Source organism: Labrys sp. F242 (assembly GCF_057813875.1).
On the sequence record NZ_JBVASG010000005.1, the window covers coordinates 153,643 to 168,396 of the forward strand.

Annotated in this window: 7 protein-coding genes; 6 read left to right on the plus strand and 1 reads right to left on the minus strand. The window is 60.9% G+C overall.

The features are described 5' to 3' along the window. The first annotated feature begins 24 nt into the window (after window positions 1–24). The 6 genes from ACZYTC_RS27210 (at window position 25) to ACZYTC_RS27235 (ending at window position 11,082) form a co-directional block, all read left to right on the plus strand. Window positions 25–615, plus strand: a complete 591-nt coding sequence (locus ACZYTC_RS27210) for a helix-turn-helix domain-containing protein (protein WP_488991001.1) — start codon at window positions 25–27, stop codon at window positions 613–615. Between the two features lie 426 nt (window positions 616–1,041). After that, window positions 1,042–1,518 (plus strand): hypothetical protein, encoded by a 477-nt coding sequence (locus ACZYTC_RS27215; protein WP_488991002.1) that lies wholly within the window; start codon window positions 1,042–1,044, stop codon window positions 1,516–1,518. A 564-nt stretch (window positions 1,519–2,082) separates the two neighbouring features. Further along, window positions 2,083–5,964 carry a glycosyltransferase gene (locus ACZYTC_RS27220; protein ID WP_488991003.1) on the plus strand — a complete coding sequence of 1,294 codons (3,882 nt, stop codon included), beginning with the start codon at window positions 2,083–2,085 and terminating at the stop codon, window positions 5,962–5,964. 119 nt (window positions 5,965–6,083) lie between these two features. After that, window positions 6,084–9,059 carry a glycosyltransferase gene (locus ACZYTC_RS27225; protein ID WP_488991106.1) on the plus strand — a complete coding sequence of 992 codons (2,976 nt, stop codon included), beginning with the start codon at window positions 6,084–6,086 and terminating at the stop codon, window positions 9,057–9,059. A gap of 105 nt (window positions 9,060–9,164) precedes the next feature. Then, entirely contained in the window at window positions 9,165–9,818 is a 654-nt protein-coding gene (locus ACZYTC_RS27230; protein WP_488991107.1) for an ABC transporter ATP-binding protein, read from the plus strand. A 7-nt stretch (window positions 9,819–9,825) separates the two neighbouring features. Then, a complete protein-coding gene (locus ACZYTC_RS27235; protein WP_488991004.1) occupies window positions 9,826–11,082 on the plus strand; it encodes a KpsE/RkpR family capsule polysaccharide export protein in 1,257 nt (418 codons plus the stop codon). Between the two features lie 20 nt (window positions 11,083–11,102). Here the strand turns inward: ACZYTC_RS27235 and ACZYTC_RS27240 are convergent, their stop codons facing one another. Then, the gene (locus ACZYTC_RS27240; protein ID WP_488991005.1) at window positions 11,103–14,720 is read right to left on the minus strand and encodes a glycosyltransferase; all 3,618 of its coding nucleotides are present in this window, start codon (window positions 14,718–14,720) and stop codon (window positions 11,103–11,105) included. Window positions 14,721–14,754: the final 34 nt, after the last annotated feature.

A 14,754-nucleotide genomic window follows, 5' to 3' on the forward strand; every position in this document is an offset into this window, starting at 1 on the left:
AGCCCTTGAACAGGGCTGGCTGGCATGCTTTTCAGGGGCATGCGCTATGCCACGATCCTGCAGCCTGGCCAGGTTTGGATGTCTCCTGATCGCGAGAATCCCGGACGGGTCGTTGTCGACGTCTTCAAGGGCAAGGTGCTCTACCGCATGACGCCCCAGTCTGCCGATGATACGCCGCAAGAGGCCTCCCGCAGTGAATTCCGGCGCTGGATCGCTGACAACAACGCTGACTTGACAGATCAGGATGACGAGGCCGGGCAGAAGGTTTCGCCCAGCGCCGAGCTCGGGAAGCGTATCCGGGCACTGCGACAGGCCGTCGGCATGACGCAGCAGCAACTCGCCGATGCCGTCGAGGTTTCGCGCGCGGCGGTTGCCTTCTGGGAAACCGGTAGAGAAGGCAGTGTCAACAAGCATCTGGCCGGTCTGTGCCAGGCCCTGGGTGTCGGTGAAGACACCTTGCTGAACGGGCTCGCCGAGGAGCGTATCGAGACCACCCTGTCGCCGGACGAGGCCGATCTCATTGCGCTCTACCGCATGCTCAGCCCAAGCCGGAAGCTGAGTGCGCAGAAATGGCTGGAACGCCAGACGAATCAGCACGAACCTGATGACAGATGAGCCATCCACGCCAGCAGGAATCTGCTTGCATCGGAATTCGTCCCTAGATCTTGATTTTTCAAATTCTATCTTGGCTGAAAGCGCCTGCCAGCCTTTCTGGACAAAGCCTCCGCTATCAGGCTGGTCATCGTCGGCTGCCGTCCAGGAAAGGGTCTGGATTAGCCGAAAGCGCAATTGTATAGTCAAAAGAGGTATTCGCGCCACGGCGTCGACGGCGCCTCGCCAGGGACGGAATGGCACTTGTCATCGAAAGGGATCGCTTGGTGTCGGTCAGTCTCGCGAAGCTGTTGCATTCGCTCCCGCCTTCTTGCCTGTCTCGCACGGCGACATTCGAGATTTGGCGTGAGTCCGGCCCGGACGCGTTGATATCGCCGCCGCCGCCCGCCGCACCCTGCCTGTTGCGTCCCGGCCATGGAAAGTAAACCCATGCTGGACTCCCTGCCGCAAGCCGATATGGCGGATCACAGGATGGTGGGCGATCCGGCTCTACGCCTGCGGTTCGACGAGCGAGAATACAGGCCCGTGTCGATCGAGGGCGCTATCCACACCTTTGTCGTGCCGCCGGGTTTCAAACAGGCACGGTTCGTCTCGCGATCCGGCTGTGCCGAACCCCCCGGAGATGACGAGCGTCTGCTCGGCGTGGCCATAGGGCGCCTATGCCTGCGTGGCGCGCATGGCCTCCGCGAGATCGCGCTCGATCATCCCAGGCTGGAGCAAGGGTTTTATGCCTGCGAGCGTCAAGGTGAGGTCATGTGGCGCTGGTCGAACGGGGACGCCCTGATACCAGCCGACCTGCTGGACCATGACGGCTCTCCCCCGATCCTGCTCGAGATCCACCTTCACGCAAAATTGCCAGTCTACCGGGTCGAATCGAGCGGGAACGGCAGCGTCACTAACGGATGAGTCCACAAGAGAGCGGCCACGTAGCGGGTCATTCCTAGTTGGAATAGGTTTTGCCGGGATGCGGTGGAAGTGCAGGAATGACACATTCATTCCTGTATTGGAGATATACGGCGTTTTTCTTCCACAGTTTTTACCTCGCGATCCAATCCTTGGGACCGCTTGATGTTTGTTTTCAATCCGGTGAAGATCAGCAACTGAACGAGGAAAACAGGAAAGATTCATATCTCCTACAGTTTTTTTCGCGCTGATGATTTCCTGTGAAACTATATCCACAAACCACATGTCGTGTTGGATCGAAATATCATTGTCATGGCGACGCCGATCGTCAACAGATAGTAATCTGTTCGACGTATCGACGAAGATGCCAATCAGGAGCCAGCAGCCCAGGGATGATTGTTTTGCCGTTTGGCCAAGTTCCGCCGTTTGGCGGGGCGTCTTTACCGCCCGAGACCCGGCTGCAGGACGAGAACTGACCTGCCTCCGCGATCGGAACTGAAAGCGTGTTACGAATACCGGTGTAGTATGGGCAAGAGCTCTCGTTTCTGGACAAAATTGGCGCCGATCATGAAGGCGCCCCATTTCGTGCCGTCAGGGCAACAAGCCAACCCGGACCTCAATCTACCCGCCGGTTTCGACTGGCAGGTCTATGTCGGCGCCCATACCGATCTGCAATCCTTCTCGCAGGCCAGGGCCGAAAAACACTATGCCAGTCATGGAGCGGCGGAAGGCCGTCTCTATAGCGAGGAAGGCATCGGCCTGTTCATTGCCGAGCTCGAAGCCGAACATGGCAAGCTGCCGGAATTGTTCGACTGGAAGGAATATCTCGACCGCTATCCGGATCTCGCCTCCCTCGGCTCGTCCTATGCGGCGGCCAAGCATTTCCTGTTGCATGGCCGCAAGGAAGGGCGGGTTCCCTATCACTTCGATGCCGACCTCTACCGCGCCCTCTATTTCAAGGGCGTTCAGATGCCGAACGACGCCCTGCTCGAGCATTATCAGTCCATCGGCAAACCGGTCGGCGCGGTTGCCACCCTGGATCAACTCGCGCAACGCGAGGGGCTGCAGGATGGATATTGGCTGCGTTTTCTCAATCTGGAGGAGTTCAACCTCCTGAACTCGCGCTGGGTCGGGGAGGTCGCCAACAAGCAGGAGGCCCTGCAGGCGATGATCCGTGAAGGGTTCGAGCGCCTGGCGCCGATCTCCTTCGCACATGCCTTCGATCCGGTCTATTTTGCCGATGCCAATCCGGCCCAGACCGGCAAGACGCCAGCCGAACTCTATCAATATTGGCTGTTTACCGGACTGAAAGCGAAGGTGCCCGGCAATGCTGCCGAACATCTCAAGCTGCATGGCCTGGCGCTGCTCGAATATCCTGCCGGGTTCGACTGGCGGGCCTATGGCAGCCGGCCTGGCGTGACGCCCAGGCATCGCTGGGACCTGCTCTATCATCTCACCGTCAACGATGCGATCCCGGCCCACGAGATTCCCCTCGGGCCGAGCGGCGGGCCGGACTTCCTGCTGGCATTGGCGGGTGCCTTGAAGACGCGAAATCCCGACCGCGCGGCGAGCCTATATGCCTTCGTCGACCGCAAGAACCCGCTCGGCCTGGCGGAGCGGGAGCGTTGGGCCGATTGCCTGGCCGCGCGGGAAAATTGGCAAGAGGCGCTGACCCTCTATCGCCAGGCCATCGATGCTGGCTCGATCCAGGTCAAGACCGCCGTCAAGGCCATCGAGGCCGCCCTGAAGATTCGCGAGCCGGAGCAGGCTGTGGAGGTGCTTCTCCAGACCAGGACGGCTTCCGGCGGTGACATTCGGTGGCGCGAGGCATTGCGCCTGACCATCGACGCCGCATTCCGGGAAGCCTGGATGGCGGCCGAGGAGCTCTATGCCAAGGAGCGTCGTCAGGAGGCTGACGATGTCATGGCCAAGGTGGTCGCCGATATCGCAAGCTGGTGGAACACCTTCGATCCGCCCGGCCCGCCGCTGCCGGCGACGCCCGATCAGCGTATCGTCATGCTGGCCAATGTCGATTTACGGCAATGCACGCAATATCGCGTCACCCAGAAGATCGAGATCGCCAAGGTGGCCGGCCTCAAGCTGGAGGTCTACACCCAGGCGGAAGTCGACGAGTTCATCACGGCCATGCCGGGCGCCAGTGCGGCCATCTTCTATCGCTTGCCCGCCCTGCCGTCGAACATCCGCGCCATCTCGATCTGCCGGGCACTCGGCATTCCCAGCTATTACGACATCGATGACCTGATTTTCGACGGCACCCATTATCCCGAGCCGATCGAGACCTATGGCGCTTCGGTCAGCAAGAATTTCTATCATTCGCTGCAGATGGGAGTGCCCTTGTTCCGGGCGGCCCTTGCCATGTGCGATTACGGCATCGCCTCGACGACCCTGCTCGCTGGCTACATGGAAAAGCTGGTGCGCACCGGCCGTTGCTTCGTGCTGCCCAACGGCATCGACAGTCATGACGCCGACCATTTCCAGCAACACATTCCACGCGTGCGCCGCAATGACGATGTCGTGCTGTTCTACGGCTCGGGCACCAAGGCCCACAACAGCGACTTCCTCGATCTCGTCGGGGGACCATTGCTGCACCTCATGGAACGCCACGCCAATGTGCGTCTGATGGTGGTGGGCTATCTTTCGCTCGACCAGCGTTTCGATGCGATGCGGGACCGCATCACCCAGCTCGAATGGACCAGGGATGTGCAGTCCTATTGGTCGCTGCTGGCCGAGGCCGACATCAACATGGCCGTGCTCGTGCCCGCGCCGACCACGAACTGCAAGAGCGAGATCAAATGGCTGGAGGCGGCCGCCTTCAACGTGCCTTCGGTGGTCAGTGCCACCCATCGCTACGAGGAAGTGCTCGAAGACGGTGTCGACGCCTTTCTCGCCCATACATCGGAGGATTGGGAGACAGCGCTCGAGACGCTGATCCGCTCCCCCGAACGCCGCCAGGCCATGGCCGAGGCCGCGCGCGCCAAGGCCGTGAATTTCCACAGCCTCGAACGCAACGCCGAGCGCTTCAAGGAGTTGCTGGCACCAGCCTTCACGCGCAGCGATACCAGGCTGCAGGTCTCCAGGCGCAAGAAACGGATCTTGTTCTTCAACATCTTCTTCCCGCCGCAGACCATTGGCGGTTCGACGCGTGTCATTCGCGACAATATCGACAGCTTCATTGGCTCGAACTTCGCCACCGAATGCGATTTTGCGGTGATGACGTCGGACAATGACAATCGCAAGGCCTATCAGCTCCGGGTCGAGAACTATAAGGGCATCCCGGTCTTCCGAGCCAATTCCCCGATCGAGGACATCCAGGAATGGCGCCCCTTCAACGAGCGCTATGGCGAGCTTTTTGCCCGTGTGCTGGAGTTCTGGCGACCCGATCTGGTGCACATCCATTCCCCCCAGCGAGGGAGTGCCTCCCTGATGACGGCCTGCATCCGGGCGGGAGTGCCCTATATCAACACCATCCACGACGGTTGGTGGGTGTCGGATTACAATTTCCTGACCGATGTCACCGGCGCGCCCGTCGAGCCGGAAGAGGCGCTGCCCTCGAGGCCCCCTTTCGGCAAGTCGATCGGGCGCTCGCTCGAACGCCGCCGCCGCCTGCGTATCCTGCTCGAGCGCTCCGCCGCCATTCTGGGGGTCTCGGATGCCTTCACCGAGATCATGCATCGCTCCGGTTATCCGGCGACGCGCTCGGTACCCAATGGTGTGCCGGCGATGGAGCGCGTCAGGAAGACCCGCTCCCCCAATGGCAAGATACGCCTGGTCCAGGTCAGTGGCGAAACCCATCATAAGGGGTTTCATCTCGTGCAGGCTGTCTTCAAACAGGGCCGTTTTGCCAATCTCGAACTGACGATCGTCGATCATCAGCGTTTCGGAGGTCCGGTGCTGGAAACCCGCTGGGGCGAGACGCTGGTGCGCTTCGTCGGCAAGACCAAGCAGGAGGACATGCACACGCTCTACGCCCAGCAGGATGTCCTGCTCGTGCCCTCGGTCTGGCCCGAAAGCTTCGGCCTGGTCTCGCGCGAGGCCACGGCCGCCGGCCTGTGGGTGATCGCCTCCGATCGCGGTGCGATCGGAGAAGGCATCGAGCATGGCATCAATGGCTGGGTGCTCGACGTCGCCACGATAGAACCGTTGTTGAGTACGCTCGAGGAGATCAACGCTTCTCCCGAGCGCTATCTCGATTCGCCGCCGGCTCTGGCCGTGAAGCCCCGGAGTGCCGCGGACCAAGCGCGCGATCTGATCGCGATCTATCGCGATATTCTCAAGCGCCCGCCCGAAGAGCAGCCCTGGCCCTATTTCATGACCGGAGACTTCGTGGAAGACGAGGATGCCAGCCAGGAGGATCGCGATTGGCTGAAGGGCAAGCGCAAGACCTTCTTTGCCGACTTTGGCAACACCAAGGGAGGTGGCACCCGATGATGTCGCGAGAAGCAGAAAATACAAGTAAAAACAAAGAGTTGTAGAAGAATGGCGTTTTTCCGGGATGCGTTGTGCTCTAGCGCGGTCGGGTATTGGGGGAGTGGAAGGCGTTGGAAGGGGTGGTTCTGGAGACGCTCACGGGTTCGGCTGACGGAGGCGGGCCGCTATGGGGCCGGTTCGACCCGGATTGGTATCGGCGAACCTATCCCATTGCGGCCGAAGAAGCGGATCCGCTGGAGTTCTATCTCACCCAGGGTATGAAGCTCGGGCATTCGCCCAATCGTTACTTCGACGAGGCTTTCTACGTTTCCGAGTACGATCAGGTGGCCCAGGAGATCGCCGAGGGGCGGATCACTTGTGGTTTCGAGCATTATTGCCAGAGCGGGCGCAGCGAGCGCTCGGCCCATTGGCTGTTCGAACCAGGCTTTTACCGTCAGCTTCACGCGGATTTGACCGATGCCGCCCTGATCAAGGGGGGCTTCACCAATCTCTATGACCATTATCTGAAGAGGGGAGCGCAGGAAGGCCGACAGGCCCATCTGCTGTTCTCGCCACAAATCTATCGCCGTCACATGGCCGACAATGTCGGCCATCCTGTGCCGCATGGCGTGGCAGCGTTTCAGCATTATCTGGCGTGGATCGACGAGGGCAGGGGGGATGTCACCACGTCCCCCTATTTCGACGCCGCCTGGTATTATCTGCATTATCCCGACGTCGAACAGGCCGTTGCAGAGCTGCGGTTCAAATGCGCGCTGCATCACTATTTGTCGAACCCAGATCCTTCCGCCTTCGATCCGCTCGAACATTTCCGCGAACGGTTTTACATCGAACGCTACGGGGATATCGAGAAGGTCATCGGCAGGGGCAAGTGGTTCCGTAACGCCTATCTGCATTTCCTGCGTTATGGGCAACATGAGCTGCGCAATCCCACCAACTATATCAATCTGCAATATTACTGGGCCCGCCGCTCCAGCGTGGTTGTGAATGCCGAGCTTGCCAAGGTCGTCGATCCCTTCGCCCATCTCCTTACCGTCGGCCTCCTGAAAGGGCTGCCCTTCGCGCCGACCGGAGCCCCCATTGACGTGCCGGAGAAGCAGGCCCGCGCTCTGTTCCTCAGCCATGCCGAGAACATGGCCCCCCAACATGCGCGCCGGCCGATCGACTTCACCGTCGACGGCCGCGCCGATGTCTGTGTCATCGTGGTGGTGCACAACCATCTGGCCATGACATTGATGACGCTGGCTTCGCTGCGCGACAATTATGCCGGCGCCCTGCAGCTCATTCTGGTGGATTCAGGCTCGACCGACGAGGTCAAACAGATTCAGCGCTATGTCACGGGCATGGTGCATATGCGTTTCGAGACCAATGTCGGCTTCATTCACGCGTGCAACAGCGCGCTGCTGCACGCGAATGCCCCCTTCATCCTGTTCCTGAACAATGATGTGAAGCTGTCGACCGGGGCGATCGCCGCAGCCATGGCGCGGCTGGAGGCCGATCCGCAGATCGGCGTGGTCGGCGCTAAGGTGATCCGCACCAATGAAAAGTTGCAGGAAGCCGGCTGCATCATCTGGCGGGACGGCAAGACGAACGGCTATATGCGGGACTGGGCCCCGCTCAGCCCGGAAGCGAATTTCGTGCGCGACGTGGATTTCGTCTCCGGGGTCTTCCTGATGACGCGTGCCGATCTAATTGCAGAGATCGGAGGCTTCGATCCGCAATTCGCTCCGGCCTATTACGAGGATGCCGACCTCTGTCTGCAGGTGTGGAAGGAAGGCTACCGCGTCGTCTACGATCCGAATGTGGTGGTCTACCATTACGAATATGGCAGCTCGCGCGACTCGGGCGCGGCGTTCGGGCTGATGCACAGGAACCAGAAGGCCTTCCACGCCAAGCATTTCCAGGCTTTGAAGCATCGCTTTCCGAACACGCCGGAGGCGCTGCTGGAAGCACGTTTCGCCGGCAGGATCCAGCCGAAGATCCTCTATATCGAAGACTATATACCCTTGCGCAGCCTCGGGGCCGGTGCTGTCCGCAGCAATGACCTCATCCGCGTGATGGCGGAGGCGGGTTATCAGGTCACGGTATTCCCGGTGCATGGCACGGCAGCGCCACTTACCGAAATCTATGCGGATTTTCCTGACAACGTCGAGATAATCCACGATCTCAATCATCATGATTTCAATAAATTCATTCATGATAGAAAGAGTTATTTCGATTGCATCTGGATTTGTCGGGCACACAATCTGAATTTTCTTTACGGATATCTTGAGGATCTCAATTTGAATCCGAACAAGACGAGCGTCATCCTCGATACGGAGGCGATATTTTCGCTTCGAGAGGAATTGCAGGCCAAGCGGGAAAACAGACCCTTCGATCTCGGCGAGGCCATGGCGCGTGAATTCCAGCATGGGCATTTCTGCCAGGAGATCATCACGGTCAGCCCGTCCGAAGCCGAAGTATTGCACAAATTCGGCTTCCCCCATGCCAGGGTCGTGGGGACCTATCGGCCCGTGACCCCGACCCCCCGCAACTTCCAGGATCGGGCTGGCCTGGTCTTCGTCGGCAGCCTCTATGCCGAGAACACACCCAACTATGATTCATTGACCTGGTTTATCGAAGAAATCCTGCCGCGCGTTGAGGCGGAACTCGGCTGGGAAACCCGGCTCAATCTGGTCGGATACGTCGCTCCAGGCTTGGCTCTTGACCGTTTCCTGGCGCATAGCCGGGTCACCTGGCATGGACCTGTGGCCGATCTCACTCCGATCTACGATGCCTGCCGCATCGCCATCGCACCGACGCGCTTTGCCGCGGGAACGCCCTACAAGGTCTACGAAGCAGCTTCCTTCGGTGTACCCACGGTGATCACCGATCTGCTGGCAGCTCAGCTCGGCTGGAAGCATGAACAGGAAGTGCTCGCCGTGCCGGTGGACGATGCTGAGGGCTTCGCCGCAGCGATCGTCCGGCTCTACCGTTCCGAAGACCTGTGGCAACGTCTCCGGCAAGGCAGCTGCGATAGGCTGCAATCCGAGCATAACAAGGAAAGGTACAAAGAAGCTTTGTCGCATGTCCTGCCGGCCCTCGAACGGTCGCGTTGATACTGTGCCTGGCCATTTGAATAGTGAATTGAGCGTGAACCTGATATGGTGCCGTCGTCCGCGAGGGATGGGGCGTCAATCCAGGATGGCAGTTCTTCGGTCGACATGATTCAACTCAACAATGTGACGAAGTATTACAAGGTCGAGAAGCATCGAAAGATGATCCTCGACCGCGTCTCCATGATCTTCGATACGTCCTATTCCTATGGCCTGATGGGAGTGAATGGGGCCGGGAAATCCACTTTGTTGCGTTTGATCTCCGGTACGGAAATGCCTAATGGCGGCAAGATCCGTCGATCCGTCCGAATATCCTGGCCGATCGGGTTTGGGGGAGGCTTTCATCCTGCTATGTCGGGCCGCGAGAACGTACATTTCGTCGCCAGGGCTTATGGCGCCGATATCGCCAAAGCGGCTCGCTTCGTGGAGGATTTCTCCGAACTCGGCGACTATCTTGACGTGCCCATCAAGACCTATTCCTCGGGGATGTCGGCCCGCTTGGCCTTCGCCCTGTCGATGGCGATCGAGTTCGATGTCTATTTGATCGATGAGATCATCGCTGTTGGTGATGCCAAGTTCCAACTGCGCTGTCGCCAGGCCTTCGACGAGAGGCGCAAGAATGCCGGCCTGATCGTAGTTTCCCATTCGATGGGTACGATCGCGACCTTTTGCGACCGTGGCGGTGTGCTGGCGGATGGACGGCTGACCATGTACCCGAACGTGCCCGATGCCATTGCCATGTATAACCGCTTGAACCGCTGACGGATCGATGAACGATATCCAGACTGAAATCGATGATCGGCAAAGCAGATCGATCGAACGCACGCGGTCCGTCTCCAGGGCGCTGTCAGATGCTTCGCGTCGCGCCCGCTTCTCCAGCCGGTCCAAGCAGGCCTTCTATGGGGCACAGGGCCTGCGCCGGCGTGCGCGCGAGCGCATCATCCGTCTTGTTCTGCTGGTTCTTGTCGTGGTTCTGCCGAATATCGCTTCGATAGGCTATTTCGGTTTCATCGCTTCCGACCAGTATGAATCGATCGCCAAATTCACGGTCTCCAGTGGCGCTCTGCCCAAGATGGATGATCTCGGCTCGGCCACGGGCCTGCCGCCGATGGCGATCGTGCAGGATACGATGATTGTCGTATCCTATGCCGAGAGTCAGACTTTAGTATCAAAGCTGCAGGAATCCCTGGATCTGCGCAAATATTACAGCTCGGACAAGATCGATCATTTCTCCCGCTTCAATGCTGCGTTGCCGATCGAGAAATTTACCGCTTACTGGACACGACATTCCTCGGCTGCAGTCTCCATGCCATCCGGCATCGTCACGTTGCGGGTGAGGGCGTTCAGTGCAGCCGATGCGAAAACAATTGCAACCGCGGTGATCGAGCAGTGCGAGGCGATGATCAACCAGCTTAATGAGCGCATGTTCAAGGACACCGTCGCGGCGTCGGAGCGGGATTTGACGCTGGCTGGGGAGGCTCTCAAGAGTACGAGGGTCGCCTATGAGAAGGCCCGCAACGCCGAGGGGGTCTTCGACATCAAGGAGGAGAGCAAGAATCTGGGCACGCTTCTGACCCAGATCGAGGGCCAACTGTTGAAGATGCAGTCGGAATATGCGACCCGTTCGGCCTATATCGCCGCCGACGCGCCCCAGATGCGCCTGGCCGCCCAGCGGATCGCCTCGCTCAAGGAGCAGGTGAAGGGCATGCAGGGCCGCATCACCACGATGCAGCAACAGGGCGACGAGGGTGCCTTGTCCCAGAAGCTCAGCCGCTTCGCCAATCTCGAGCTCGAGCAGAAGATCGCGGAAAGACGCTATGCCCAGGCCTCGATCAGCCTGAACATGGCGCGCATCTACAGCGAACGGAAGATGCTGTATCTGCATCCCGTCGAAATGCCGGCCGAGGCCGAGGAACCCCGCTATCCGCGCCGCTGGCTCAATATTGGCCTGGTCTTGCTGGGCTCGATCCTCGCTTGGTTCACCTGTATCGGCCTGGTGGGTGTCATTCGTCGCCGTGTGGCCTGAGCGGGCCCGATCCGCTGCGCTCAGCGCTGCGCGATGGTACGATAGAGATCAGCCAATTCCCGGCCCTGGTCAGCGGACTGACGCAGGGGGGCCTGCGCTGGGGAGGATCCGGCGCGCCACGCCTCGGGATTGGCGTTCATGGCACCCAGAATATCGCTGAGCGCCGCATCGCTGGAGACGTCGATGATCGCGCCTCGCTCGGGCACCTGGATGCACTCGCCGATCGCTCCCCTGTCGGAACCCACCACACGCAGGCCCAGTGAAAGCGCCTCTCGGGCCACCAGGCCGAAGCTCTCCGGCCAAATCGAAGGCGCCAGCACCGCGTCGAGTTCCCCATAGAGTGTCGCGACCTCGGCGGAGCGACAAGGCCCGCGCAGCAGAACCGGCGTGGCGCCCCAGCAGGTGGACTGGCGTTCATCCGGCGCGAGAGCATGGTCGATCATGGTTAGAGCCAGCCACTCGAAACGGCCTTTGCGCAGGGCGGCCTCGACCAGGATGGCGCCCTTCTGGATCGAGCGGCCGCCCAGATGTCCGAGAGCGAGGCGACCGTCCGTTCTGGGGCGGCGCGTATGGAGCTGGAGGGGGGGGACGCCATTTTCGAGCACGCTCACTGCGGCGATGCCGGCATGACGATGGAGGGCGGCGAAGGACTGTGACACGGCGAGGACGGCAGCAGCCTTGCCCAGCAGCGCGGCCAGAGCCTGGCGGCGCGCGACCGACTGGGAGAGACTGACGCCTTCGACCGGGCAGATGTTGAACGGATCCTGATCGGGCAGTCGCAGAACGCCGTCGCGATCGATGAAGAACTGGGAGTCGCTGATCCACCAGCCATCGTGCAGGGTAATGAGATATGGAATCCCGGCTTGTTCTGTGGCTTCGACGATGGAGGCGCCCAGGCGCTGGATGCAATGAAAATGCACGATGTCCGGCCGGACGAGATCGAGCACTCGGCGGAATTCCCGGCCATGGCTCTGGTTGAAGGGACGCCAGTCGCGGAGCCGGTCCGGCGGGACGGAAACCCGAAAGACCGGACAGCCTCTGTAACTGTCGCAGCTCAGGGCCTCATAAGGCTGGCGCCCTTCGTCGCTGGCGAAGACGCTGACCTCGATGTCCGGGCAATGGTCGATGAGATAATCGACATTGTCCTCTACCACCCGCGTGGCGCCGCCATAACTTTGCGGTGCGAAGAAGACGTTGCAGATCAGTACTTTAAGCCGTGGCGGGGATGGCTGGGCGAGGGGCTCCCGTTGTGAAGGCGTGAAGGTCGCCGCCAGAATTTCGGCGCCCCTGCAGATGGCATAGAGCTGCAGCGCTTTCTCGCGGGCGCGGTTTCCCATCTCCAGGCGCAGCTTCGGGGCGCCGATCAGAGCCGTCAGGCCGTCTCGCCATTCCTGTTCGTTTCCGGCCAAAAAGCCGTCGACGCCATGCGACAGTATCTCGCGATAGGTGGCTGTGGCACTGACCACGGACGGAATGGCGCAGGCCGCCGCCTCCAGCCATTTGATCTCGCTTTTGCAATCGGCGATCTCCCCGGGCGAGAGCACGGCGAGATTGACGTCGCAGGCCTGCAGCACACTCCAATATTCGTTGATGTCGTCGACGAAGCCGATCTGGGTGATCCGGGAGGCATGGGCGGCGAATTCCGGCCCGAGTCGCAGATGGCCGGCGACCACCAGGCGCAACCGCGGATATTCGTGCAGGAGGTCGAGGAGGACTGGGGCCAGCGCCCGGGTGAAGTCGAGATTGTGCGCTCTGGTGCCAGATCCGTAGAACAGGGTCACCGGTGTATCGGCGGGCTGCACTTCGCGCCTGTGCGCGAGGAAGGCGTCGTTGCGCGCGTCGAGGCCGTTGGGCAGCACAAGGGACCGGCCCAGGCGAACCACTGGCTGCATGTGCTGGGCGAGAGCGGATGTGGAGGCGATCGCCATGTCGCATAGCGCCATGGCAAAGCGATGGAGCGGCACGCCGAGCTGGAGATGGAGATGCTCCTGCGGCGTGATCTGGCCCTCATAGGTTGCCAGATCCTGTGGGAAATAACGGCTGTTGAACACGAGATCGTCGATCTCGTAATAGGTCGGCAAGCCGAGGGCGCGGGCATGGAGAATGGCACGCAGCACGGTGGGCGAGGCTGTGACCCGATAGAAGAGCGCTGCCTTGGCGCCCGTGAGGGCGGCGATGAAAGCTTCGGCTTGTGTCTCGGCAAAGGCCTGGGCTTGCAAGCCGGCTTGTTCGAACTGGCGCAGTTTCTGCTCAACCCGGTAATGCCGGCATTGGCGCAGTTCCTGGTTGGCCAGGATGACGACGGCGCCTTCGGCTTGGGACGGTAGCGTGGGCGGCAGGCGGTCGAGCGCGACGAGTGCCTCCTGGATCCCACCCAGCGCTGCCTCGATCACGCCATCGGCCTTCTCGCGCACCCCGCGACCGTAGAGCTCGAGAGCGCTGGCCTTGGCATGATCGAACCAAGCCTCCAGGGTGCGATGGACACAGGCGAGGAAATCGGCACGCTCGCTCCAGCGTTCCCGCTGCTCGCGCAGGATGTGCAGGGCTTGCTCGAAGGCTTTCTCGCCGATCAGCAGTGTGACTGCTGCTTCCACGGCATCCCAGGGATGGCTATCCCGTGCGATTGCCAAGCGGAAATCGGACAGAGCTTCGCCGGCGGATCGAGCTTGGCGGGCTTTGCCGCGCCGATAGAGCAGGGAGGCATCGAACCTGGCCGGATCGTGCCGCTCGGCTAGGTCATAGGCTCGGGCTGCCAGCCCGAGGCGGCCTCGCCGCAGTTGAAAGTCGCCGATCGCCGCAAGGAGATCGAAATCGGTGCTGTCCGCGACTTCCTCGTTTGCCTCGAAGCCCCGCTCGAACAAATGCGCCAGGGCCCCGGCGCGATTGGCGATCCCGGCCCTATCGGCCGGCGGCAATCCCGTCCGATAGGCCTGCCAGGCGAAATCCGTGGGATAGCAGCGCTCACCGAGATAAGGCTGCAGGAAGGCGGTTTCGTTGGGGGCACGACCGGCCGAAACACCTTCGGTGAGCCAGTTCCGGTAAAGGTCGACCGTGTCGGCCGGATCGGTCAGATCATAGGTCTGGCGATAAAACTGCGGATCGAAACCGTGCTTGAAGCTGATCGGAGCGAGACGCTCGATTCCCTGCTCCACGAAGACGCGCAACGCTTCGGTACGCGACAGGGTGATCGAGGGCAGCCAATCCTGCGCCATGGCCGTGAATTCGGCCGTGCGGAACAGAGCAGGCCAGGCACCAGCGGGAACACCATTCGATCCGCCGATGGGCATGTCTACAAGGAAAGGCCGGCCTTCCTGTCTGCCATGTTCCAGAAAATGACGGATGAATTGATGGTCATGCACGTAAGCGCGGCCGAGATCCTCGTTGAGGAGGCGATAGGCGGTGACGTCGAAGGCGGGCGGCAGTGAGCCGAAGCGTTCTTCCCAAGCGGCGATCGCCTCGTCGAGATTACGCGGACGCCCTTCTCGCCGGCCGTGCTCGACATAGTGCGCCCACAGGCGCTCGGCACTGGGCAGATCCTGCAGATCGGGGTGGTGCGCGGCATAGAAAACGGGGTCGAAATCCCGCGCGATCACGGGGCGTTCCCGGAACGATTTCAGCAGGGACCTGAGCCGTTTCACCGGCCGCGACCTCCCATCTGCCTCACCGAACTGG

Bases quoted from the DNA above. Each gene is read 5' to 3' on its own strand.
- ACZYTC_RS27210 (WP_488991001.1), top strand. From the start codon at position 25: ATGCTTTTCAGGGGCATGCGCTATGCCACGATCCTGCAGCCTGGCCAG.
- ACZYTC_RS27215 (WP_488991002.1), top strand. From the start codon at position 1,042: ATGCTGGACTCCCTGCCGCAAGCCGATATGGCGGATCACAGGATGGTG.
- ACZYTC_RS27230 (WP_488991107.1), top strand. From the start codon at position 9,165: ATGATTCAACTCAACAATGTGACGAAGTATTACAAGGTCGAGAAGCAT.
- ACZYTC_RS27235 (WP_488991004.1), top strand. From the start codon at position 9,826: ATGAACGATATCCAGACTGAAATCGATGATCGGCAAAGCAGATCGATC.
- ACZYTC_RS27220 (WP_488991003.1), top strand. From the start codon at position 2,083: ATGAAGGCGCCCCATTTCGTGCCGTCAGGGCAACAAGCCAACCCGGAC.